21 protein-coding genes and 1 pseudogene are annotated in these 23,061 nt (G+C 74.3%); 8 read left to right on the forward strand and 14 right to left on the reverse strand.

What is annotated here, in order from left to right; translation table 11 throughout:
- Positions 1 to 88 precede the first annotated feature (88 nt).
- Entirely contained in the window at positions 89 to 1,462 is a 1,374-nt protein-coding gene (locus ACFY2L_RS17035; protein WP_390822691.1) for an endo-1,4-beta-xylanase, read from the reverse strand.
- 113 nt (positions 1,463 to 1,575) lie between these two features.
- Entirely contained in the window at positions 1,576 to 2,634 is a 1,059-nt protein-coding gene (locus ACFY2L_RS17040) for a LacI family DNA-binding transcriptional regulator (RefSeq protein WP_390658180.1), read from the reverse strand.
- A gap of 161 nt (positions 2,635 to 2,795) precedes the next feature.
- Between ACFY2L_RS17040 and ACFY2L_RS17045 the strand changes: the two genes are divergently transcribed.
- From ACFY2L_RS17045 to ACFY2L_RS17055, 3 genes are all read left to right on the forward strand, one after another.
- A complete protein-coding gene (locus tag ACFY2L_RS17045) occupies positions 2,796 to 5,108 on the forward strand; it encodes a glycoside hydrolase family 3 N-terminal domain-containing protein (protein WP_390658179.1) in 2,313 nt (770 codons plus the stop codon).
- A 69-nt stretch (positions 5,109 to 5,177) separates the two neighbouring features.
- Positions 5,178 to 6,632, forward strand: coding sequence for a hypothetical protein (locus tag ACFY2L_RS17050; RefSeq protein WP_390822692.1), 1,455 nt, complete (start codon positions 5,178 to 5,180; stop codon positions 6,630 to 6,632).
- Positions 6,633 to 6,732: 100 nt separating this feature from the next.
- Complete coding sequence (locus ACFY2L_RS17055) at positions 6,733 to 7,692, forward strand: hypothetical protein (RefSeq protein WP_390822693.1); 960 nt, start codon at positions 6,733 to 6,735, stop codon at positions 7,690 to 7,692.
- 351 nt (positions 7,693 to 8,043) lie between these two features.
- On the opposite strand, the pseudogene ACFY2L_RS17060 reads toward ACFY2L_RS17055, so the two are convergent.
- From ACFY2L_RS17060 to tsaB, 4 genes and pseudogenes are all read right to left on the reverse strand, one after another.
- Positions 8,044 to 8,295 (reverse strand): annotated as a pseudogene (locus tag ACFY2L_RS17060) (hypothetical protein); the annotation flags it as partial.
- Positions 8,292 to 9,383: a tRNA (adenosine(37)-N6)-threonylcarbamoyltransferase complex transferase subunit TsaD gene (gene tsaD, locus ACFY2L_RS17065; protein WP_390658175.1), complete on the reverse strand. Its 1,092-nt coding sequence runs from the start codon at positions 9,381 to 9,383 to the stop codon at positions 8,292 to 8,294. The gene tsaD and the pseudogene ACFY2L_RS17060, both read right to left, overlap by 4 nt.
- Positions 9,376 to 9,915, reverse strand: coding sequence for a ribosomal protein S18-alanine N-acetyltransferase (gene rimI, locus ACFY2L_RS17070; RefSeq protein WP_390658174.1), 540 nt, complete (start codon positions 9,913 to 9,915; stop codon positions 9,376 to 9,378). Before rimI ends, tsaD begins: the two co-directional genes overlap by 8 nt.
- A complete protein-coding gene (tsaB, locus tag ACFY2L_RS17075) occupies positions 9,912 to 10,565 on the reverse strand; it encodes a tRNA (adenosine(37)-N6)-threonylcarbamoyltransferase complex dimerization subunit type 1 TsaB (RefSeq protein WP_390658173.1) in 654 nt (217 codons plus the stop codon). Before tsaB ends, rimI begins: the two co-directional genes overlap by 4 nt.
- 165 nt (positions 10,566 to 10,730) lie before the next feature.
- Between tsaB and ACFY2L_RS17080 the strand changes: the two genes are divergently transcribed.
- Positions 10,731 to 11,279 carry a hypothetical protein gene (locus ACFY2L_RS17080; protein WP_390658172.1) on the forward strand — a complete coding sequence of 183 codons (549 nt, stop codon included), beginning with the start codon at positions 10,731 to 10,733 and terminating at the stop codon, positions 11,277 to 11,279.
- Between the two features lie 83 nt (positions 11,280 to 11,362).
- On the opposite strand, the gene ACFY2L_RS17085 is transcribed toward ACFY2L_RS17080, so the two are convergent.
- The 6 genes from ACFY2L_RS17085 to ACFY2L_RS17110 all read right to left on the reverse strand — a co-directional run bounded on the left by ACFY2L_RS17085 (position 11,363) and on the right by ACFY2L_RS17110 (position 16,909).
- Positions 11,363 to 11,542 carry a hypothetical protein gene (locus ACFY2L_RS17085; RefSeq protein ID WP_390658171.1) on the reverse strand — a complete coding sequence of 60 codons (180 nt, stop codon included), beginning with the start codon at positions 11,540 to 11,542 and terminating at the stop codon, positions 11,363 to 11,365.
- A 142-nt stretch (positions 11,543 to 11,684) separates the two neighbouring features.
- Positions 11,685 to 12,197 carry a tRNA (adenosine(37)-N6)-threonylcarbamoyltransferase complex ATPase subunit type 1 TsaE gene (tsaE, locus tag ACFY2L_RS17090; protein ID WP_390658170.1) on the reverse strand — a complete coding sequence of 171 codons (513 nt, stop codon included), beginning with the start codon at positions 12,195 to 12,197 and terminating at the stop codon, positions 11,685 to 11,687.
- Entirely contained in the window at positions 12,163 to 13,419 is a 1,257-nt protein-coding gene (locus ACFY2L_RS17095) for an alpha/beta fold hydrolase (protein WP_390658169.1), read from the reverse strand. The genes tsaE and ACFY2L_RS17095 overlap by 35 nt, the downstream gene beginning before the upstream one ends.
- A gap of 93 nt (positions 13,420 to 13,512) precedes the next feature.
- Entirely contained in the window at positions 13,513 to 14,679 is a 1,167-nt protein-coding gene (alr, locus tag ACFY2L_RS17100; protein ID WP_390822694.1) for an alanine racemase, read from the reverse strand.
- Between the two features lie 397 nt (positions 14,680 to 15,076).
- Positions 15,077 to 16,513: an NAD(P)H-hydrate dehydratase gene (locus ACFY2L_RS17105; protein ID WP_390658167.1), complete on the reverse strand. Its 1,437-nt coding sequence runs from the start codon at positions 16,511 to 16,513 to the stop codon at positions 15,077 to 15,079.
- 24 nt (positions 16,514 to 16,537) lie between these two features.
- Positions 16,538 to 16,909: a holo-ACP synthase gene (locus ACFY2L_RS17110; RefSeq protein ID WP_390658166.1), complete on the reverse strand. Its 372-nt coding sequence runs from the start codon at positions 16,907 to 16,909 to the stop codon at positions 16,538 to 16,540.
- A 93-nt stretch (positions 16,910 to 17,002) separates the two neighbouring features.
- On the opposite strand from ACFY2L_RS17110, the gene ACFY2L_RS17115 reads away from it, so the two are divergent.
- Together ACFY2L_RS17115 and ACFY2L_RS17120 are read left to right on the forward strand one after the other, a co-directional pair.
- Entirely contained in the window at positions 17,003 to 17,959 is a 957-nt protein-coding gene (locus tag ACFY2L_RS17115) for a hypothetical protein (RefSeq protein ID WP_390658165.1), read from the forward strand.
- Between the two features lie 6 nt (positions 17,960 to 17,965).
- A complete protein-coding gene (locus ACFY2L_RS17120; protein ID WP_390658164.1) occupies positions 17,966 to 19,696 on the forward strand; it encodes a M16 family metallopeptidase in 1,731 nt (576 codons plus the stop codon).
- A 106-nt stretch (positions 19,697 to 19,802) separates the two neighbouring features.
- Here ACFY2L_RS17120 and ACFY2L_RS17125 read toward each other — a convergent pair whose 3' ends face one another.
- Positions 19,803 to 21,008, reverse strand: a complete 1,206-nt coding sequence (locus ACFY2L_RS17125; protein ID WP_390822695.1) for an erythromycin esterase family protein — start codon at positions 21,006 to 21,008, stop codon at positions 19,803 to 19,805.
- A 91-nt stretch (positions 21,009 to 21,099) separates the two neighbouring features.
- On the opposite strand from ACFY2L_RS17125, the gene ACFY2L_RS17130 reads away from it, so the two are divergent.
- Positions 21,100 to 21,816: a TioE family transcriptional regulator gene (locus tag ACFY2L_RS17130; RefSeq protein ID WP_390822696.1), complete on the forward strand. Its 717-nt coding sequence runs from the start codon at positions 21,100 to 21,102 to the stop codon at positions 21,814 to 21,816.
- A 93-nt stretch (positions 21,817 to 21,909) separates the two neighbouring features.
- Positions 21,910 to 22,419 (forward strand): lamin tail domain-containing protein, encoded by a 510-nt coding sequence (locus ACFY2L_RS17135; RefSeq protein WP_390658161.1) that lies wholly within the window; start codon positions 21,910 to 21,912, stop codon positions 22,417 to 22,419.
- Here ACFY2L_RS17135 and ACFY2L_RS17140 read toward each other — a convergent pair.
- On the reverse strand, positions 22,403 to 22,966 hold the full coding sequence (locus tag ACFY2L_RS17140; RefSeq protein ID WP_390822697.1) for a MarR family winged helix-turn-helix transcriptional regulator: 564 nt from the start codon (positions 22,964 to 22,966) through the stop codon (positions 22,403 to 22,405). The two genes, ACFY2L_RS17135 and ACFY2L_RS17140, sit on opposite strands and share 17 nt — an antisense overlap.
- Positions 22,967 to 23,061: the final 95 nt, after the last annotated feature.

Here is a 23,061-nt window from a genome sequence, read left to right on the forward strand (position 1 = left end):
GCGGACTGTTAGGACCGGCCACGGCGGCGGCATTTCTCGTGAAAATCTCACGATTCTCAGCGCGCCGTCACCTCGGGCCCCTTGCGCCTCAGCCCAGTGTCACCGTGGGCACCGGGTTGCTGCCGCTCCAGCTCGCGTTGAACCCGAAGCTCACCGAACCCCCGTCCGGCACCGACCCGTTGTACGAGGCGTTCACGCACGACACCGCCGCCCCGGACTGGGTGCAGGCCGCGTTCCACGCCTGCGTGATCTGCTGGCCTGCGCCGTACGTCCAGGTCACCTTCCAGGAGGACAGCGAGGCCCCCGAGCAGGAGATCGTGACGTTCCCGGTGAACCCGTTGTTCCACTGGCTGCCCACGCCGTACACCGCCGTGCACGCCCCGGTGGGCGGCGGTGTGGTCGTGCCCCCGAGGGCCTCGGCGATGCCGTAGTACGCCGGTTTCGGCGCGTAGTTCGCGTCGTACGGGGTCGCCGCCCCGTAGCCCGGGAAGGTGCTGTCCACCCAGGAGTCCGAGTCGGCGAAGCCCCAGACGGTGAGGTTCACGCAGCGCGCGACCGCGACGCAGGCGGCGGTGACCGCCTTGTAGTCGGCCTTCTGCTGGGCGAGCTTGGTGCTGTCGGCCGGCAGCGCCATCCGGATGTCCAGCTCGGTGATCGCCACGTCGACGCCCAGGTCGGCGAAACGCTGGATGTTCTGCTGGAGCGTCGAGGGCACCTGACCGAGGATCAGATGGGCCTGGAGCCCGACCCCGTCGATCGGGACCCCGCGCTCCTTCAGCGACTTGACCAGGTTGTACAGGGCGGTGCTCTTCGCGTTGACGCCCTCGACGTTGTAGTCGTTGATGTACAGCTTGGCGGCCGGGTCGGCGGCCCGCGCCCAGGTCAGGGCGTTGGCGATGTAGTCCGCGCCGAGGCCGTCGTACCAGAGGGTGGAACGGTAGGTGCCGTCCTCGTTGAAGGGTTCGTTGACCACGTCCCAGGCGGCGATCTTCCCCCGGTAGCGGCCGGCCTCGGTGGTGATGTGGTTCTGCAGGAGGGTGCTCAGCTGGGCGGACGTCCAGCTGCCGTTGGTCAGCCAGCTCGGGTTCTGGCTGTGCCAGACCAGGGTGTGGCCGCGCACCTGCTGGCCGTGAGCCTGGGCGAAGGCCACGATCTGGTCGGCCTCGGCCCAGTTGAAGCTCCCCTGGGTCGGCTCCACCGAGCCCCACTTCATGGCGTTGCCGGGGGTCAGGGAGCCGAACTGCGTCCCGGCGAGGTCGCCGTAGGTCCCGGTCAGCTTGGAGCCGGTGACCGCCGTACCGATGACCTTGCCCTTGGCGGCGCCGAGGTCGCGCAGCGGGGTGTCGGCGGCCTGGGCGGCGGGCGCGACCGCCGTGAGCAGGGCACCGACGGTGGCCGCTCCGGCGAGCAGGGCGGCGAGACGTGCACGGAAGGAACGGTACGACGAGCTGGAGGATCTCATTGCGGGTGCCTCCGAAAGTTTCGGTCGTGCAACCGATTGACTTCGGAGGAGTGTGGAGGCGTCCACCACACTCGTCAATACATCACCTTCCGGCCACGCCCGCCCCAGGAGACCTACGGGAGCGGCGGCGCCCCCGTGCTCGCCCGCACCACCAGACTCGTCGCCAGCTCGACCCGCGTCGCCGCCGGCGCCTCCCGCGCGGAGGACCGCCCCAGCTCCAGCACCAGCCGGGCCGCCGCCTCCGCCATCTCGGTCAGCGGCTGCCGTACGGTCGTCAGCGGCGGCCCCACCCAGCGCGCCACCGGCAGATCGTCGAAGCCGACCACGCTGACGTCCTCCGGGATGCGCAGCCCCAGCTCACGGGCGGCCTCGTAGCAGCCGAGGGCCTGCAGGTCGTTGCCGGCGAAGACGGCGGTGGGCCGGTCGGGCCGGTCGAGCAGCTCACGGCCGAGCCGGTAGCCCGTCTCGTGGTGGAAGTCCCCGGTCTTGATCAGGCCGGCGTCGACCGGCAGCCCCGCCGTCTCCAGCGCCGCCCGGTAGCCGTCGATCCGGGCCCGGCTGCACATCATCTGCGACGGCCCGCTGATCGCCCCGATCCGCCGGTGCCCCAGCTCGACCAGGTGCCGGGTGGCGGCCAGCCCGCCCTGCCAGTTGGTGGCCCCGATGGACGGCACGTCGGCGCCCGGGTCACCGGCCGGGTCCATCACCACGAACGGGATGGAGCGGCTGGTCAGCAGCGCCCGCTGGGACTCGTCCAGCCCGGACAGCACCAGCACGACCCCGTGCGGGCGGCGGGCGGCGACCTGGTCGGCCCAGGTCCGGCCGGGGGTGAGCCGGCCGGCGCTCTCGCTCAGCACCACGCTCAGCCCGGCGTCCCGCGCCACGTTCTCCACGCCCCGGATGACCTCCATCGCCCAGGCGCTCTCCAGTTCGTGGAAGACGAGGTCGATCAGGGGCGAGCGGGTGGCCTCGGCACGCCGGCGCCGGTAGCCGTGGGCGCGCAGCAGGTCCTCGACGCGGGTGCGGGTCGCGGGGGCGACATCGGCACGGCCGTTGAGGACCTTCGAAACAGTCGGCGCCGAGACGCCGGCCTCACGGGCGATCTCCGCGAGGGTGGCGGTCTGCGTCGGCCGCGTTTCCGTCCGCGTTTCTGCGGGCTCCGAGGGTGTCATGGCGGCGATCGTATCCCCGCGCGACCTCTTGACGAAGCTACTGCCAAGCCATAGGTTCCCGGAACATTCGGAATGCAGCTCGAAACATTCGTAATCTTGTCCACAGAACGCTCTGTCGCACTGCCCACCTGGTGGATCACCGGCGCCCTGACAGGAGTTTCATGACCACCGCCCCCTGGCGTGACCGCGCTCTGCCCGCCGCCACCCGTGTCGACGACCTGCTCTCCCGGATGACCCTGGAGGAGAGGACCGCCCAGCTGTACGGCGTGTGGGTCGGCGCCGCGACGGACGGCGAGGGAGTCGCCCCGCACCAGCACGACATGACCGCCGACGTAGCCGTCGACTTCGCCGAGCTGATCACCCGGGGGCTCGGCCAGCTGACCCGTTCCTTCGGCACGGCCCCGGTGGACCCGGCGCTCGGCGCCCGCGCCCTGGCCCGCGCCCAGCGCCGCATCACCGAGGCCGGCCGCTTCGGCATCCCGGCCGTCGCCCACGAGGAGTGCCTGGCCGGCTTCACCGCCTGGCGGGCCACCGCCTACCCGGTGCCGCTCGCCTGGGGCGCCGCCTTCGACCCGCCGCTGGTGGAGGAGATGGGCCGGGCGATCGGCCGCGACCTGCGCGCGGTCGGCGTGCACCAGGGGCTGGCCCCCGTCCTGGACGTCGTCCGCGACCCGCGGTGGGGGCGGGTCGAGGAGACCATCGGCGAGGACCCGTACCTGGTCGGCACGGTCGGCACGGCCTACGTCCGCGGTCTGGAGTCCGCGGGCGTGGTCGCCACGCTCAAGCACTTCGCCGGGTACGCCTCCTCCGCGGGCGCCCGCAACCTGGCCCCGGTCCGGGCGGGCACCCGCGAGTTCGCCGACGTGACGCTTCCCCCCTTCGAGATGGCGCTGCGCGAGGGCGGCGCCCGCTCGGTGATGGCCGCCTACACGGAACGGGACGGCGTGCCCGCCTCCGCCGACCCCGAACTGCTGACCCGGCTCCTGCGCGACGAGTGGGGCTTCACGGGCACCGTCGTCGCCGACTACTTCGGCATCGCCTTCCTGCAGACCCTGCACCGGGTGGCCGGCACCCCGGCCGAGACCGCGCGCCTCGCGCTGGAGGCCGGCATCGACGTCGAGCTGCCGACGGTGAAGCACTACGGCGAGGCGCTGGTCGCGGCCGTCCGGGCGGGCGAGATCCCGGAGGAACTGGTCGACCGGGCGGCCCGCCGCGTGCTGCTCCAGAAGTGCGAGCTGGGCCTGCTGGACGAGGACTGGCAGCCGGAGACCCCCGAGTCGGTCGACCTCGACCCGCCGGCGAACCGCGCGCTGGCCCGCCGGCTGGCGGAGGAGTCGGTGGTCCTGCTGGACAACCCGGACGGCCTGCTCCCCCTCGCCCCCGACACGAGGATCGCGGTGGTGGGCCCCAGGGCGGCGGACGCGCTCGCCATGCTCGGCTGCTACTCCTTCCCGTCACACGTCCTCACCCACCACCCCGAGGTCGAGACGGGCATCGGCATCCCGACCCTGCTGGAGTCCCTGCGGACCGAACTCCCGGACGCGAAGGTGACGTTCACCGAGGGCTGCGGGGTCTCTGACCCGGACCCGTCCGGATTCACGGAGGCCATCACCCGCGCCTCGGAGGCCGACGTGTGCGTGGCCGTGCTCGGCGACCGGGCCGGACTGTTCGGCCGGGGCACCTCGGGCGAGGGCTGCGACGTGGCCGACCTGAACCTGCCGGGCGTCCAGGGCGACCTGCTGGACGCGCTGATCGCGACGGGCGTCCCGGTCGTCCTGGTCCTCCTCACCGGCCGCCCGTACGCGCTCGGCCGCTGGCACGGTCGGCTGGGCGCGGTCGTCCAGGCCTTCTTCCCCGGGGAGGAGGGCGGCCCGGCAGTGGCCGGCGTGCTGTCGGGCCGCGTCAACCCCTCCGGCCGCCTCCCGGTGAGCGTGCCGCGCGTGCCGGGCGGCCAGCCCTGGACCTACCTCCAGCCGCCGCTGGGCCTGGCGGGCCAGGTCAGCAGCCTGGACCCGACCCCGCTGTACCCCTTCGGCCACGGCCGCTCCTACACGGCCTTCGCCTGGGAGGACTTCACCGGCGGCCCGGACCAGGAGATCGGTACGGACGGCTCGTACGACGTGTCGGTGACCGTCCGCAACACCGGGGACCGGGCGGGTGCGGAGGTCGTCCAGCTGTACCTGCACGACCCGGTGGCGAGCGTGACGCGTCCCGACGTACGGCTGATCGGCTACCAGCGGCTGGAGCTGGAGCCCGGCGCGTCGGCCCGTGTGACCTTCGGCTTCCACGCCGACCTGTCCGCCTTCACCGACCGCTCGGGGCGCCGGGTGATCGAGCCGGGGGACCTGGAGCTGCGGCTCGGGACGTCCAGCGCCGAGGTGCGGGAGGTGGCCCGGGTGCGGCTGACGGGGGCGGTGCGGGAGGCCGGGGCGGGGCGGCGGCTGCGGTGCGACGTGCGGGTTTCGCGTAATTGAGGTGCGGCAGGCGGGTGTCGGCGTGGCAGAATCCGCCGACACCCACCCGCGCGACGGGAACCACCGCCCATGGACATCCCCATACCGGAGCCGCCCCCGCGGCACACCGCCCGGCCCTGGCTGCTGGGCGCCGCCCTGCTGGCCCTGAGCGGGCTCCCCGCCGCCGTCGTGGGCACGGCCCTGCTCGCCGGCGCCCTGCTGTGGGGCCCGGACTGGTCACCCCTCGCCCCCGTGCTGCTGTTCTGGTTCGGCATCACCGGCGCCGTCGCGCGGGAACGCGGACCGCTGCCCGGGCGCGCCGTGAACCCCGGCGACGAACCCGGACTGGCCGCGCTCGTCCGGGACGTGGCCGAGCGGCTCGGCTTCCGCGCACCCCTGCTCGTCCGGATCGTGCCGGGCGTCCAGGCGTCCCTGGGACGGGTCCGGGTCGCCGGGGTGCGCTCCCACGTCCTGCTCCTCGGTCTGCCCCTGCTGCGCACCCTCACGGAGGCCGAGCTCGCCTCCGTGATCGCCCACGAACTGGCCCACGAACGCCATATCGCCGGCCGCGGCGACGCCTTCCTGCGGTACGCCCGCTCCCGCCTCGCCCACCGCCTGGAGGGCCGCGTCCGCCCCCTCGCGGCGCCGGCGGCCCCGCTGCTGCGCGCCTCCCGGCCCGGGCTCTGGCGGGCGGAGACGGCCGCCGACGCCGACGCGGCCCGCGTCGCCGGCGCCGAGGCCACGGGGTCGGCGCTGCGCCGGACCGTGGCGCTGCACGCCGTCTTCGAGGGTCTCGGCGAGACCTGGCTGGCCGCGCTGGCCGAACGGGACGCCTGGCCCGCGGACTTCTACGACGCCCTCGACACCGCTCTCGCCGACCCGCACGTGGCCCGCCGCGCCGCCCGTACCGCCGCCGACGAGGACGCGCTCGACCCGTACGACACGGCCGACCACCCGCCCGTGGCGACCCGTCTGGCTGCCCTGCCCGCGCTCCCGGGCACGGGGACGTACGGCGGCGGGCCGGTTCCGCTGCGGCAGGCGGCGGAGACCGCCCGCTGGTGCGTCCACCGTCTCGCCCTGCAGGACGGCGAGGAGGAGGACGACGTGGAGCCGGTACGGCTGCTCGGACTCGACCCCGGGGAACTGCGCGGACTCGACGACGGCACCGGCACGGCGCTGCTGTTCCGGGCCACCGGCCACGACACCCCGGCGGCCGCGGTCGCGGCGGCCCTGGACACGCTCGCCGACGGCACCTGGCAGCGGCTGGCCCGCCGGCTGGAGCCCGGGCTGCGGTGGGCACCCCGCGCCGTACGCGGACAACTGGCCCGCACGGTCTACGCCGCGGCGGTGGCGGGGGCGCTGGCCGAGGTGCTGGAGACATCGGGGTGGACCCCGGCGACCCGCTGGATGACGACGGTCCTGACCGCCCCGGACGGCCGGACGGTCGACCTGCGTGAACTGCTCGGCGAGGCCGTGTCCACCGCCGACCCGTCCCGGCCCCGCGCCCTGCTCACGAAAGCCCGCCCCGAGGAAACGCCCGCATGAGCCACCCCCCGCGCACGGGCCTCCTCGACACGGCCACCCTCCTCCTCGGCCACCACCCGCTCGCCGCCCGCACCCACGCCCGCCCCAAGGAGACGCCCGCATGAGACACCCCCTGCGCACGGGTCTCCTCGGCGTGGCCGTCACCGTCCTCGGCTACGCCCTGTTCGCGGCCTGGCTGGGCGTCCACGCCGGACGCTATCTGGACGCCCGCGACCGGGCCACGGCCCGCACGACCGGTGTGGTCGTCGAGGACGGCGTCGGCGACGACGAGGACGTCCGTGTGCGCTGGACGGACGGCGGCGGGCACCTCCACGTCCAGCGTTTCGGCGTCTACGACACCGGCCGTTACGGCAAGGGCGAGGAATTCGGCGTCGCCTACGACCCCGCGGCCGGCCGTCCCCGGGGCTTCCCGGCCGACCCGGACGAGACGGCGGAGGAGGACGACCTCGTCGTTCCGGTCTTCCTGGGCGCCGCGGTGGCCCTCCCCCTGACCCTCGTCTGGCTCTGGCGTGGTCTGCGCTTCCGGCTGACCGCCCGCCGCCCCGGCCGCCCGATGACGGCCCGGGTCCGGGTGGGCACCCGCCGGGCGCCCTGGCGTGCCCCGACGGCGACCTGGCTGGAGCTGAGCGCGCCCGAGGGCCGGCACTGGCAGCGGGTCATGTGGCATCCCGCCCTGCACGAGCCGCCGGCCGAACTGCCGGTGACCGTGCACGGCGCGCCCCCGGGCAGCCGCCGCCCCGCCGTGCCCGTCCTGCCCGACGGCACCCGTCTGGTCCCCCTCGGGCGACTGCGGGACCGTCCCCCGGCCGCCGTGCTCTTCCACGACGACACGACCGTGCGCGCGGACCTGCGGGACGCCTTCGTCCTCCCGCCCGGCACCGCCGTACGCCCCGTGCCTCCCTGGCACGCGGGACTGCGGACCGCCGCCGCCGGCGCCGCCCTCGGCACCGTCGTGGGCCTCGTCATGACCCACGCGACCCTGACCGGGACCGTGGCCGTCGCCCTCTCCTGCACGGCCCTGGTCACCTCGGTGTGGACCCTGTCGGCACCCCAGCCGTGACGGCCGCGGCCGTCACCGCCGGCGGACGCGGGGACCGGGCCCGTGGCCCGGCTCGGCGGTGCGCTCCGCGCCGGTGGCGAAGTACCGCGTCACGTACTCCCCCGGCGGCAGGGTGCTCTCGCGCATGAGGGAGAAGACCTCGGCGCCCTGTCCGGGCGGCCCGCCCAGTGCGCAGACCTCGGCGAAGCGGACGTACTCGACTTCGTCGAGCGCCGCGCAGTACTCGGCGGCCTCCGTCTCCGCGCGGGCGATCGCCTCGTCGGGCGAGTCGGCGGTCCACAGGGTGACGCGCTCCTCGTAGACGTCCAGCGGGCCGTGCCGGAAGACGCAGCGGACGGCGTACCAGGCGCGCTCGACCGGCTCGAAGCGCCAGCGGTGGACCGGACGGGTCACCAGATCCGCCGCCGGTTCGGGGAGTTCGGGCACGCCGGTGTCACCGGGGTCCGCGTCCCACCAGGTGATGACCAGGACGCGGTCCTGGGGGGCGCGGAAGGTCTCGCGGCGCAGGGGGCGTTCCGGGAGGGGCTGGGCCTCGGCCCAGGCGAGGAGTTCGCCGCCGCGGCCTTCCGCCGCCCGGGCCTCCCACATCAGTGCGACCGTCATGAGTAGAGGTTGTCCTTGGCGACCTCGTGCACATGGTCGTGGTCCCGGCCGGGGACGTGCGGGTCCGTCACCGGGAGGGAGGAGTCCGCCGAGAGGTCCCAGCCCGACGCCGCCCGGTTGCGCGCCACCATCTCGGCGCCCAGGGCGGCCACCATCGCGCCGTTGTCCGTGCACAGCTTGGGGCGGGGGACCCGGAGCCGGATGCCCGCCGCCTCGCAGCGCTCCTGGGCCAGGGCGCGCAGCCGGGAGTTGGCGGCGACGCCACCGCCGATCATCAGGTGGTCGACGCCCTCGTCCTTGCAGGCGCGGACGGCCTTGCGGGTCAGCACGTCCACCACCGCCTCCTGGAACGAGGCCGCCACGTCCCGCACCGGGACCTCCTCGCCGGCCGCGCGCTTCGCCTCGATCCAGCGGGCGACGGCCGTCTTCAGGCCGGAGAAGGAGAAGTCGTACGCCGGGTCGCGCGGGCCGGTCAGGCCGCGCGGGAAGCTGATGGCCGCCGGGTCGCCCTCGCGGGCGTAGCGGTCGATGACCGGCCCGCCGGGGAAGCCCAGGTTCAGCACGCGCGCGATCTTGTCGAAGGCCTCGCCCGCCGCGTCGTCGATGGTCGCGCCCATGGGGCGGACGTCCGAGGTGATGTCCGAGGACAGCAGCAGGGACGAGTGCCCGCCGCTCACCAGGAGCGCCATCGTCGGCTCGGGCAGCGGGCCGTGCTCCAGCTGGTCCACGCAGATGTGCGAGGCGAGGTGGTTGACGCCGTAGAGGGGCTTGCCGAGGGCGTAGGCGTACGTCTTCGCCGCCGAGACGCCCACCAGCAGGGCACCGGCCAGACCGGGGCCCGCCGTGACGGCGATGCCGTCGAGGTCCTTCGCGCTCACCCCGGCTTCCTTCAGCGCCCGGTCGATGGTGGGGACCATCGCCTCGAGGTGGGCGCGGGACGCGACCTCGGGGACGACCCCGCCGAAGCGGGCGTGCTCGTCGACGCTGGAGGCGATGGCGTCGGCCAGCAGGGTGGTGCCCCGGACGATGCCGACGCCGGTCTCGTCGCAGGAGGTCTCGATGCCGAGGACGAGGGGTTCGTCAGCCATGGGAGTCGGTTCCTTGGTCTTCTTGTGCTTCTGGTCCTGCCTGGGCCGCGGATGCCGAGGGATCGGTGAGGCGCATCACCAGCGCGTCCACGTTCCCGGGCTGGTAGTAGCCGCGCCGGAAGCCGATCGGTTCGAAGCCGTGGCGTTCGTAGAGTTTCTGCGCCCGGACGTTGTCCACCCGGCACTCGAGCATCACCTCGGCGCACTCGAAGGCGGTCGCCGCCCGCAGCAGTTCGGTCAGCAGGCGGCTGCCGAGGCCGGTGCCCCACTGTTCGCGGGCGACGGCGATGGTCTGGACGTCGGCGAGGTCCCCGGAGGAGGCGAGGCCGGCGTAGCCGACGACGCGCCCGTCGCCCTGCTCGGCGACGACATAGCGGCGGGTCGCCTCGGGCCCCCGGGAGTGCGCCAGTTCGGACCAGAACATGCCCCGGGACCAGGCGTCCTCGGGGAAGAGGTCCTTCTCCAGTTCCAGCACGGGATCGATGTCCCACCAGCGCATCTCGCGCAGACGCGGCGTCACGGCTTCGGTCACTTGGGGGTGACCACCTTGTAGTTCTTGGGGACCTGGGCGTCGGGCCGGCGCAGGTACAGCGGGCGCGGGGCCGGGAGTTCCCCGCCCGCCGCCAGCCGCTCGGCGGCCAGGGAGGCCAGCGCCGCCGCCGACACGTGCTCCGGCTCGTGCGCGCTCGGGAAGGTGTCCGGGTACAGCAGCGCGCCCGCGCCGACGGCGGGCAGTCCGGCCACCTGCTCGGCGATGTCGGCGGGCCGGTCCACGGCGGGCTCCGTGACGCGGGTGCGGGAGTCGGCGTAGCGCGCCCAGTAGACCTCCTTGCGGCGGGCGTCGGTCGCCACGACGAAGGGGCCGTCGATGTCGGAGGCGTAGGCGAGGCCGTCGAGGGTGCACAGCCCGTGCACGGGGACGCCGAGCGCGAGCCCGAAGGTGTCGGCGGTCATCAGGCCGACGCGCAGTCCGGTGTAGGGGCCGGGGCCGATGCCGACGACGATCGCGGTGACGGCGTCCAGCCTGCGGCCCGCCTCGGCGAGGAGCCGGTCGACGGCCGGCAGCAGCAGCTCGCCGTGCCGGCGCGCGTCCACCTGGCTCGAGGAGGCGATGACGTCCGTGCCGTCGTGCAGCGCGACGGTGACGGCGGGAGTGGCGGTATCCAGAGCGAGCAAGAGCACGCAAACAGCCTACGGCTCCCCGGCGCCTGTGTCGGATGTCCAGGTCGGGCCCGCGACGGCTGCTAACGTCGCCGGCAAGCGCGAGATGCGCGGATTGCACCGTTTGCGACGGTGGGCGCGACGGTGGGCGCGCTGACGACGACGATGACGATGAGGTGATCGCTGGTGGCAGTCAGCAGCTCGGCGTGTGTCGCCGGGCTCACGGCGGCGGCCCTCGCGACGGTCGGGGTCCTCGCCTACCAGGCGTCGGCGAACGTGCCCCCCGGCCTGGCCCGGCCGCACGCGGGCGCCTCCACCGCCGCCAAGAAGGCACCCCGCGACCGGGCCCACCCCACGGCGCTGCCGACGGGCTCCGGACACGGCCGGCGGGTCGTGTACTCGCTGGACGACAACCGGGTGTGGCTGGTCGGCATGGCGGGCAACGTCGAGCGCACGTTCCCGGTCGCCCCCGGCCGGGTGGACCCGCCCCCCGGCACCTACGCCGTCACCTCCCGCTCGGGCACGGCCACCGGCACCGACGGCACCCCCGTGGAACACGTCGTCCGCTTCGCCACCGTCAACGACGTGACCATCGGCTTCAGCGCGGCGGTGGACGGCTCCCGGCCCGCACCGGACTCGACGGTGCCGACGGGCGGCATCCGGCAGTCGCGGGCGGACGGCGACGCGATGTGGGACTTCGCGACGATCGGACAGCGGATCGTGGTGATCCGCTGAACCTCCTCACCCGGGCAGCGGGCGAGGATCCGCCGAAGCGGCCGACACCCGGCCGGCGGGGTCGTGGTGATCCGCCGGTCCTCCTATGCCGCCCTGGGGTGGTCGACCCGCTTCCGTACCGGCGCCGGGTCGGGCAGCCGCGGCGGTCTCGACACCGCATCGGCCGCGGCGCACGACTCCAGCAGCTCGCGCATGGACGCCCCCGCGAGGGTGAAGGGCCGCGGCGGCTGGGCCTTGGGGGCCTGGGGCTCGGTGGCCGGCATGGGCGCCTCCCGGAGGGCGGGGCGGGACCTAGTTAGGCAGACCTAACCACGGACTGGATACCATGTGACCACGCACAAGACCCCGAATGCAACATTTTGCCGACGTCCTGTCGGAAACATTCACCCCGCGGAAGGACCCCGCCTACGCCGCCAGGACGCTCAGGTCCGCCGCCGCCCACCGCTCGCCGAGCCCGGTGACGGTCACCTGCCGCACCTCGTCGGTGGTGTCCCCGACGGCCCGGTGGATGAGGACCTGGAGCCGCTCGTCGGTCAGCTCCTCGACCTTCCCCTCGCCCCACTCCACGACGACCACGGACTCGGGCAGGGACACGTCGAGGTCGAGGTCCTCCATCTCGTCGAGCCCGCCGCCCAGGCGGTACGCGTCGACGTGGACGAGCGGCGGACCGTCCCCGAGGGACGGATGCACGCGGGCGATCACGAAGGTCGGCGAGGTGACGGCACCCCGGACCCCGAGCCCCTCGCCGAGCCCGCGCGTCAGCGTCGTCTTGCCCGCGCCGAGCTCCCCGCTGAGCATCACGAGGTCGCCGGCGCGCAGCAGTTTGGCCAGACGGCGGCCCAGCTCACGCATCTGTTCCGGGGAGGTGACGGTCAGCTCGGTCTCAGCCGGGTCGTGCGGTGCTGCTGGTGCTTCCATAGCCCCCCACGGTAGCCCCTGCCGGGACGGCACCCGCGCGGGTGAGCAGGTCGGCGAGGCGGTCGGTGACCACTTCCGGGTGTTCCAGCATCACCAGGTGCCCGGCGTCCGGTACGAGGACCAGTTCGGCGTCCGGGAGCAGGTCGGCGATGGCCTCGCTGTGCTCGCTCGGGGTGACGAGGTCGCCGATGCCCGCCAGCACGAGCACCGGCATGTCGGCGAAGTGGGTGAGCGCCTCGGTCTTGTCGTGATCCGTGAAGGCCGGGTAGAACTCGGCGACGACGTCGATGGGCGTCCCCTCGATCATCCGCTCGGCGAACCGCGCCACGGCCGGATCCACGTCGCGGGACGCGAACGAGTACCGCTTGATGATCCCCGCGAACAGATCGGCGGTGGCCCGCCGCCCCTTCTCCACCAGCGCCGCCTGCTGCCCGAGCGCCTTCAGCACCCCGGGAAGCACCCGCCGCACCGCGTTGACGCCCGCGACCGGCAGCCCGAAGTTGACCTCGCCGAGCCGGCCGGAGGACGTGCCCACGAAGGCGGTGGCGACGACCCGCTCCCGGATGAACTCCGGGTACTGCGCGGCGAGTGCCATGACCGTCATACCGCCCATGGAGTGCCCGACGAGCACGATCGGCCCCTCGGGCGCGGCCGTGTCGATCACGGCCTTCAGGTCGCGTCCCAGCTGGTCGATGGTGAGCGGCACCCCGTCGTCGAGCTGGGCCGCGCCGCGCGCGGACCGCCCGTGGCTGCGCTGGTCCCAGTGCACGGTCCGTACGACGCCCCGCAGCGCCGCCCGCTGGAAGTGCCAGGAGTCCTGGGTGAGGCAGTAGCCGTGGCTGAAGACGACGGTGACGGGGAGGGGCGCCTTGCGCCCGAAGAGCCGTCGGCGCCGCCCGGCCGGCCCGCCCTGCGGCTCCACGTCGTCGACCTCGTAGTACAGCTCGGTGCCGTCGTCGGCGACGGCCTTGCCGGGTGTGCCGCGCAGGGCGCCGTACGGCCCCGCCGCGTCGAGCGCGAGCCGGGCCTTCGCCCGCATCGCGCGCCCCACGGTCATCCGCTCCACGGCGACACCGGCCGCGGCACCCGCGGCGATCACGCCTATCGCGGCGCCGGCGATACCGGTCGCCCGGCGCCAGCCCCCGGCCGCCCCCGTGGCGGAGGCGACGGCGGCGGCCGCCGAGGCGGCGTCCGCCACTGCCTCCGCACTGCTCTCGCTCACGTACCGCTCCTCTTGTCCACCAGGGTGACCGACACCGCGGTCACGGCCCGTCGGCTGACGACGATGTGTCCTACCCGCGGGTTACCCGCTTCGTCACTCGTTCACATAGACGCGGGGAACCCGCGATCCGATGCGCGTGACGATCTCGTAGCCGATGGTTCCGGCCGCCTGCGCCCAGTCCTGCGCGGTGGGCTCGCCGCGGTCGCCGGGCCCGAAGAGCACGGCCTCCGCGCCGGGGCCCGGTTCGTCGCCGCCGAGGTCGACGACGAACTGGTCCATCGCGATCCGGCCCGCGACCGTACGCCACTTGCCCGCCACCAGGACCGGTCCGTTCCCGGAGGCGTGCCGGGGGATCCCGTCCGCGTAGCCCAGCGGGACGAGACCGAGGGTGGTCTCGCCGGGGGTGACGTAGTGATGGCCGTAACTCACGCCGTGCCCGCCCGGGACCTGCTTCACCAGGGCCAGCGAGGCCGTCAGGGTCATCACCGGGCGCAGCCCGAGGTCGGCGGAGGAGCCGAGGGCGGGGGCGGGCGAGACGCCGTACATCGCGATGCCCGGGCGGACGAGGTCGAAGTGGGTCTCCGGGAGGGTGAGCGTGGCCGGCGAGTTGGCGATGTGCCGCACCTCGGGACGTACGCCCCGCTGCTCGGCGTACGCGACCATCTCGCGGAAGAGGCCGAGCTGGGCGGCGATGGAGGGATGCCCGGGCTCGTCGGCGCAGGCGAAGTGCGACCACAGCCCGGTGATCCGGACGAGCCCGGCCTCCTCGGCCTCCAGCGCGCCGGCGACGAGCCGGGCCCAGTCGTCGCCCGGCTGGCAGCCGTTGCGGCCCAGCCCGGTGTCGGCCTTGAGCTGGACGCGCGCGGGCCGGCCCAGCGCGTGCGCCGCGAGGACGACCTCCTCCAGCGCCCACAGCCCGCTGACGGACATGTCGAGGTCGGCCTCGACGGCCTCCCGCCAGGGCCCGCCCGGCGTCCACAGCCAGCACATGATCCGCACGTCCGCGGGCAGCCCGCCCGAGGCGCGCAGCGCGAGGGCCTCCTCGGGCGTGGCGGTCCCCACCCAGGTGGCTCCGGCCTCGACGGCGGCCCGGGCGCACGGCAGGGCACCGTGCCCGTATCCGTCGGCCTTGACCACGGCCATGAACGCCGCCCCGGGCGCCTTGGCGCGCAGGGTCCGCACGTTGGCGCGCAGCGCGGCCAGGTCTATCTCGGCGCGGGCGCGCGACGGGGCGGCGGGCGGCATGGCAGTCTCACTCATCGCGCCCAGTGTCTCAGAGCCGCCGGACGGCCCCTCAAGTACCGGGCCGGTGCCCACCCGGGGTCCCCCCTCTGGGGGAAGCCACCTCCCGCGGGCAACGACGCCCCTCACCGGTCCGCTGCCAACCCGGGCGGGAACGACGGCCCCCACCGGTCCGCGACCCCCCGGGCGGGGACGGCCCTCACCCGCGCGATGCCACCCCGGCCGGGGACCACGGGCCCCCACCAGCGCAATGCCACCCCGTGCCAGGCCCCCGGCGCGTTGCCAACCCCGCGCCAGGAGTCACGCCCCGGCGCTGTGCCACCCCGCGCCAACAACCGCAACCCCACCGACGCGACGCCACGCGCCAACCACCACGGCCCCCACCAGACCTGGGCCCCGCCAGGGGCCACGCCCCTCAGTCCCGTACGTCCCGCCACGCCGCCGGGATCGCCTCGGCCAGGTCGTGCGCGCCCACCGGAGCGCCCTGCGCCGCGAACCGTCCGGCCAGGCCGTGCAGATACGCGCCCACGCTCCCCGCGTCCCGTGCGCTCAGCCCGGCGGCCAGCAGCGACCCGGCGAGGCCGGACAGCACGTCCCCGCTGCCGGCGGTGGCGAGCCAGGGCGTCCCGGTCGCGTTCACCCGCACCGGCCCGCCGTCGGGCCCGGCGACGAGGGTCGTCGACCCCTTCAGCAGCACGGTCGCCCCGTACCGCGCCGCCAGTTCCCGCACGCTCGCCAGCCGCGTGCTCTCGACCTCCTCGCGGGCGACTCCCAGCAGCGCGGCGGCCTCCCCGGCGTGCGGGGTCATCAGCGTCGGCGCGCCGCGCCCCCGTACGGTCTCCCGCTCGGCGAGCCGCAGCCCGTCCGCGTCCAGCAGCACCGGCACGTCCGTCGCCAGCACCTCCGCGACGGTGGCGGCGTCGTCCCCGGCCCCCGGCCCCACCACCCACGCCTGCACCCGCCCCGCCCGGTGCGGCCCCTCGTGCGACACGAGGGTCTCCGGGAAGCGGGCGAGCACGGCCTCCCCGGCGGGCCCGACGTACCGCACGGCCCCCGCCCCGCCCCGCAGCGCTCCCGCGACGGCCAGCACGGCCGCCCCCGGGTACCGCGAGGACCCGGCGGCGATCCCGACCACGCCCCGCCGGTACTTGTCGCTCTCGCCCCCGGGCACCGGCAGCAGCGCGGCGACGTCCGCGTGCTGCAGCGCCTCCAGCTCGGGCTCGTCCGGCAGTACGCCGCCCAGCCCGATGTCGACGAACCGCACCACCCCCGCGTGCTCCCGCGCGGGATCCACCAGCAGCCCCGGTTTGTGCACGCCGAACGTGACCGTCAGGTCGGCCCGTACGGCGGCTCCGCGCACCTCCCCGCTGTCCGCCTCCACCCCGCTCGGCAGGTCCACGGCGACGACGGCGGCCCGGGACCGCTCGGCGGCGGCGGCCAGCGCCGCGGCCCCGGGCCGCAGTCCGCCCTTGCCGCCGATCCCCACGATGCCGTCGACCACGAGGTCCGCCCGTCCGACGAGGTCCTCGCCGGCGCCGGTTCCCGCGACCGCTCCCCCGGCCCGCCGCAGGGCCGCGAGACCGCCGGGGTGAGCGCGTCCGGGAGCCGTCAGAACGGCGGTGACCCCGGCCCCGCGCCGGGCCAGCCGCGCCCCGGCGTACAGGGCGTCACCCCCGTTGTCCCCGCTCCCCACCAGCAGCACGACCCGCCGCCCGTACACCCGCCCCAGCAGCTCGGCGCAGGCGGCGGCCAGCCCGGCCGCGGCCCGCTGCATGAGTGCGCCTTCCGGAAGCCGGGCCATCAGCTCCCGCTCGGCAGCCCTGACCGTGTCCACGCAATAGGCAGTACGCATGCCGCCAGTCTCACACCGACCCCCTCACCCTTCGGCGATCACCACGGCCGAAGCCACGCCCGCGTCATGACTCAGCGACACGTGCCAGGCCCTGACGCCCAGTTCGGCCGCCCGCGCCGCGACACTCCCCCGCACCCGCAGCCGAGGCTGTCCGCTGTCCTCGACGTAGACCTCGGCGTCCGTCCAGAGCAGCCCGGGCGGGGCGCCGAGCGCCTTGGCCAGGGCCTCCTTGGCGGCGAACCGCACCGCGAGGGAGGCGACCCCGCGCCGTTCCCCGCTGGGCAGCAGCAACTCGCGCTCCACGAAAAGCCGTTGGGCCAGAGCGGGCGTGCGCTCCAGCGACGCCGCGAACCGTTCGATCTCGGCCACGTCGATACCGACCCCGATGATGCTCATGCCGAGCACCTTAAAGGCGGCCCCGCCCCTCTCATCGTCGTCACAGCCTGGTGCTAGCCTGCGGCGACTTGATCAGCACCAGGGGGCGGAGAAATGAGCGGTAGCGGCGGCGGCGTCATACCCACGAACGGGCCGACCTTCGACCTGTTCGACAACACACCGGAGCTGATCCCCCTGCGCACGGCCGCCCGGTCCGACGACTGGGCTGCCGTACAGGCCTACTTCGCGGGCCTGGACTCGGTCGACCAGGTCTCCTCCGCCGTCGCCGCCCTCGCCGGCATCGACGGCACCGAGGTGCTGCTGCAGCGGGCGGTCGCCGACCACCCCGGCGACCCGCTGCCCCGCGCCGCCCTCGCCGAGCGGTACGTGTACATCGGCTGGGACATCCGCAGCGGCGCCCGGGCGAAGTACGTCTCCAGCGACCAGTTCGACCGGTTCCACGGCTGGCTGCGCAAGGCCGAGCAGATCCTCATCGAGGTCTGCGCCGAGCAGCCCGGATACGCCCCCGCCTGGACGGCCCGTCTGATGACCGCGCGCGGTCTGCAACTGGGCCACGCGGAGGCCCGCCGCCGCTACGACCGCCTCTCCGCCCACCACCCGCACCACTACCGCGCCCAGGTCCAGCTCCTCCAGCAGCTGTGCCCGAAGTGGAGCGGCTCCTGGGAGGCGGCACACGGCTTCGCCCGGGAGTGCGCGACCGCCGCCCCCGACGGCTCGAACTCCGCTGCCCTGGTGGCGCTCGCCCACATCGAGCACTGGCTCGAACTGGACGGCTCCGAGGCCACCGCCTATATGCGGGGCGTCCCGGTCCGCGACGACCTCCGCAACGCCGCCCAGGTCTCCGTGCTGCACCCGGCCCACCGCCCCGACTGGAACTCGATCGGCGCGCACAACGCGTTCGCGTTCGCCTTCTCCCTCGGGGGCCACTTCGCCGACGCGGCCCCGCACTTCGCCTTCCTGGGCGACCGCGCCACCGAGTCACCGTGGTGGTACGCGAACGACCAGAAGGCCGCATTCCTGAAGTACCGCAAGTCCGCACTGGGGGCCTGACCACCGATGACGACCGAACTGCACGTGCTCGACGGCCTGGTCTCCCACACGACGACCGGCGGCATCCCCACCCTGTACGCGCCGTCCTCCGCCAACGAGGTGACGGCGGGCCTGTTCTTCCGCGTGGGACGCGCCGACGAGACCCTGGCCACCGCCGGGATCACCCATCTCGTCGAGCACCTCGCCCTGCACCGCCTCGGCCTGTCCGACCTGCACTACAACGGCGCGACGGCGAACGCGTACACGCTCTTCCACGTCACCGGCAGCGAGGAGGAGGTCGTCAGGTATCTCAACACCGTGTGCGCGGCGCTCCGCGACCTGCCGATGGACCGGCTGGAGACGGAGAAGGAGATCCTCCGCACGGAGGCGGCGGGCCGGGGCAGCGGCCCGAACCACCAGATGCCGCTGTGGCGGTACGGCGCCCAGGGCTACGGTCTGTCCAGCTACAGCGAACTGGGCACCTGGAGCCTGACGGCGGACCAGGTCCGTGACTGGGCGGCGACCCGCTTCACCCGCGACAACGCGGTGCTGTGGATCACCAGCGACCACGTCCCGGACGGCCTGGACCTGACGCTCCCGCAGGGCTCCCGCCTCCCGGCGCCCGCCCCGACGAGCGCCCTGCCGGTCACCCCCGCCTACATCCACGGCGACGACGGCCATGTCGTCCTGACCTCCGTCGTCCGCCGGTCCACGGCCGCCTCCGTCTTCGCGGACGTCCTCGGCCGGGCCCTCTTCCAGGACCTGCGCCAGGAGGGCGGCTACTCCTACTCGGCGGAGGCCGACTACTCGCCGCGCGACGCCGAGTACGCCACGCTGACCGCGTACGCCGACGCGCTCCCGCAGAAGCAGGACGCGGTCGTCGGAGGCTTCGTCGACACGCTGGCACGCCTGCGGGCGGGCCGCATCGAGCAGTCCGAACTGGACTCCGTGCGCGGCAAGCTCCTCAAGATGTACGACGCCCCCGACCTCGCCGCCGCCTCGCTCCCCTCGTACGCGCTGAGCCTGCTCCTCGGCCACCGCATCCTGAGCCCCGGCCAGCACCGGGCCGAGCTGAACGCGGTCACCCTCGCGGACCTGCGCGAGGTCGCCCAGGAGGCCTGGAACGGCGCGCTGCTGCAGGTGCCGGGCCGGGGCGTGGACTGGGCGGGCTTCACCCTGGCCCCGCAGTTCTCCCAGACGTCGGTCAGCGGTACGCGTCACCAGTCGCTGGAGGACGACAAGGTCACCCTGGTCATCGGCACGGAAGGGGTCAGCCTGCTGACCCCGCGCGGACCGGTGACCGTGCGCTACGACGCGACGGCCGCCATGACCACCCGCCCGGACGGCGCCCGCTGCCTCACCGGCCACGACGGCTTCTCGGTGAGCGTCGAACCGACCCTCTACCGGGGTCTCACCCCGGAGCGCGTGGCCGCCGTCGACGCGGCGGTACCGCCGCGGGCGGTGGTCCGCATGCCGGCCCGCGAGCCCGACCGCATCCCGCAGCCGCGCAAGCGGGAGGCCTCCGGCGGCCGGACCGGGGGCGGCACCGGCCGGTCCACCTGGGCCTGGACGCTCGCCCTGTGGACGGTCGGCCTGCTGGCCGCCTGCTGGGGTCTGCTGTGCGCCGTCATCACGGCCGACGAGGCGAGCGCGAAGAACCCCGAGTGGGACGCCGTGACCGGCGTCTGGATCATGTGGCTGCCGCTGGTGGCGATGACGGCGGGCCTGTCCCGGGCCCGCCGCCGCCGACGCGGATAGGGCCTGTCCGGGGGCCGTGCCGGAGGCGTGTCCGGCACGATCCCGTTGTTCAGCGGAACTCGCCCGCCCCGCAGGGCTTTCCGGTCTGGGCAGGGGCGTACGGACGCTACAGCCGGTCCCCGTGAGTTCCGTCCCCGTGAGTGCCGTCCCCGTGCGCGCCGTCGGCGATGTGCAGGACCGCGTCGGCGGCGTCCAGGGTGGCCGGGTCGAGCGGGAAGTAGCCCTGCCGCGGGGTGGTGTCGGTACGGGTGCGGGCGGAGGGGAGCGCGGCGGGCGCGGTCAGTCCCCAGGTGGTGATCCGGCGTTGGAGGACGCCCTCGTACGTGTCCGGCCCGGGCTCGCGCAGCCCCAGCGCCTCGCTGCGGCCCAGGCTGCCGGCGACGAAGGTGTACGGCACGCCCAGCGCCCCCAGGACGGCTCCGGCGCCGAACCAGTCGAGGTCGGCCTCCCCCACGGGGATGGTGCTCAGGCTTCGCTGGAGGTGACGGTTGTGGGCGAAGACCAGGGTCGCGCCCCGCCGCGCTTCGAGGCTCCGGATGTCGAGGAGGTTCTGGGCCATGAGGGCGTCCCGGGTGGCGCCCAGGAGCGTGATCCGGGCGTCCTGCTCGATCCGCCGGGCCGACTGCCGGTGGTAGCGCAGCAGTCCGAGACCGGCGGTGAGGTGGATCCTCGCCCGGTGCCACTCGGCGCGCGAGGTCGCCGCGATCAGCTGCGGTGCGCGCGCATGGAGCGTGGTGAGCATGTCGTCCGCGATCACCCGCAGGCGGTCGGCCTCGGGCGTGGCGCCGGGCGACATGGCCGGGTCCATGACCGCCTCGGTACGGCTCCACCGTTCGTCGTCGCCGACGAGGCTCGCGAAGTCGAGGTCGAGGTCGAGGTCGAAGTCGAGGTCGAGGTCGAGGCCCAGGTAGGCACGGGCGTGTTCGAGGCGGGGCCGGGGGCTGGGGGCGCTCATGGTCTCCATCGGGGCGTCGAAGCCGTGGAAGGCCAGCCGTTCCTCCGCGGGGCGGCCCTCGTTGAACGCGCGCATCCAGGCGACCAGCCGGCGGTTGGGGTCCAGTTCCCCGAAGCCGTGCGAGAAGCCTTCGGCCATCGCCGCGTCGAGGGTGCCGACCCCTTCCTGGACGAAGTCGTTCACGGTGAGCGCGGCCACCCGGTCGCTCTCCAGGGCGATCGACCGGAAGCCGTGGTCGACGAGTTGGGCGAACAGTCGGTTGCGGACGGCGGCGAAGGCCGGTTCCTGGTGGGTCGGTTCACCCAGCGCCAGCAGTTCGCACGACGGGGTCACGAAGTCTCGGATGTCCTGACTCATGAGCCTCCAGCGTAACTTTGAAAAGCCGGTGGAGACTTGTGAGGCCATGACGTGCCCGTTCCTGCCGTGAACCCTCAAACCGGAGAGAGCCATGCGACCAGCCGACCTCGCGCGCGAGCACGGCATCTCGGCCCAGGCGGTCCGCAACTACGAGCGGGACGGGTTCCTTCCGCCCGCCGAGCGGACCCGCAGCGGCTACCGGATCTACACCGAGGCGCACGCGGCCGCGCTCCGCGCGTTCCTCGCCCTGGTCCCGGCCTACGGCCATTCGGCCGCCGGCGAGATCATGAACGCGGTCCACGGTGACGCCGTCGACGACGCCCTGGCCGCCATCGACCGCGGCCACCACCAGTTGCTCCGCGACCGGGCCACCCTCGACGCGGTGCGCAGGGCGGTGGATCATCTGACGGCGGAGTCCGGGGCCGCCCCGGCTCCGGCGGCCGACGGCACGCGGACCATCGGTGAACTCGCGCACCGGCTCGGTGTCACCCCGGCGACCCTGCGCAACTGGGAAGCCGCCGGGATCCTCACCCCGGCACGGGACCCGGCCACCGGTCACCGGGTGTACCGCTCAGCCGACCTCCGCGACGCCGAGCTCGCCCATCTGCTCCGGCGCGGGGGCTATCCGCTGGACCACATCGCCGCCGTGGTGCAGCGGATCCGCACGGCCGGCGGCACCGGGCCCCTGGCCGAGGCCCTGGACGAGTGGCGGCGACGGCTGACCGCGCGGGGCCTCGCCATGCTCACCGCGGCGACCCACCTCAGCGCCTGCCTGAACGGCGGCCCGCCCGGGCCATCCCGCCCATAACCCTCTTCACAACATGGACACATGAAGAACACGCCGTCCTCACGTTCGGTATGCTCCAGGCGCTCCAATCGCACCATTGAGGGGGGATTCCTCATGCGCATATCCATGCGTCGCGCCCTGTCCGCGGCCGCCGCTGCCGCCTCCGCCGGCGTGCTCGCCGTGTCGGCCGCCGGTCCGGCCCAGGCCACCGAGTACTCGTCCGCGCTGAAGGTCAAGGGCGTCCAGTACGACGCCCCGGGCAGCGACTCCAACCGGTGTTCCGGCGGCAACACCAAGGACGAGTACCTGACGATCAAGAACTACTCCCGCACCACGACGGTGAACCTCAAGGGCTACGTCGTGAAGGACGCCGCGGGCAACAGGTTCACGTTCCCCACCAGCCACAAGCTCGAGCCCGGCGACTACGTCAAGCTGCGCGGCGGCCGCGGCACCGACTCCGACGCCGGCAACGTCGTCTACCGCCAGAACTGCAACTTCATCTGGAACAACGACAAGGACACCATCTACCTGGTCAAGCCGACCGGGGCGCGCGCCGACGTCCACTCCTACACCAAGCGCGCGAACGACGCCGACGGCAACGGCTACATCAACTACCACGGCTGACCGCCGCCCGGCCCTGCCCGCGGAGCAGCACGTCCCGCCGGCCGCGACCGCGACGCCCCCGTCCCCGACGGGCGGGGGTTCGCGGGCGCGGGGAGAGCACCCGGCTCAGCAGCTCCGTCAACTGCCGGCGTTCCTCCGTGCCGAGCGGCGCGAGGAGTTCGGCGTTGGCCCGCTCGACCCGCTCCGCGCACCGCTCCAGGATCCGTACGCCCGCCGGTGTCACCCGCACGGCGTTCTTCCGGCGGTCGTGCGGATCGGGTCCCCGTACGGCCAGCCCGACCTCTTCGAGGTGGTTGAGCAGGAGGACCACGTCCTTCGCGTCGAAGCCCAGCCGGCGCACCAGATCGGCCTGGGCGACCGGACCGTACTCCGACACCGCCGCCAGCACGGCGTGCTGAGGCAGTTTCAGCCCCTCCCCGGCGATCGCCTCGGCGACCAGGCTCCGCCCGCGCTCCGCCACCCGCCCGGCCAGCCAGCTGGGCAGGGACTGGATGTGCGACAGGGCACGCGGCGGCTCGACGGGCTCCATGGGCTCGATGGGCTCCATGGCGGCAGGCTAACCCGCATCGTTGGCCTTCCCAGCGCCCTCTTGCCCCGGCCGGGGCGACGCTCACCTTCCCGGCCGAGGCTTCCGCCGCCTTC

The organism is Streptomyces sp. NPDC001381, from assembly GCF_042895685.1.
In the GTDB taxonomy this organism is placed as follows: Bacteria; Actinomycetota; Actinomycetes; order Streptomycetales; family Streptomycetaceae; genus Streptomyces.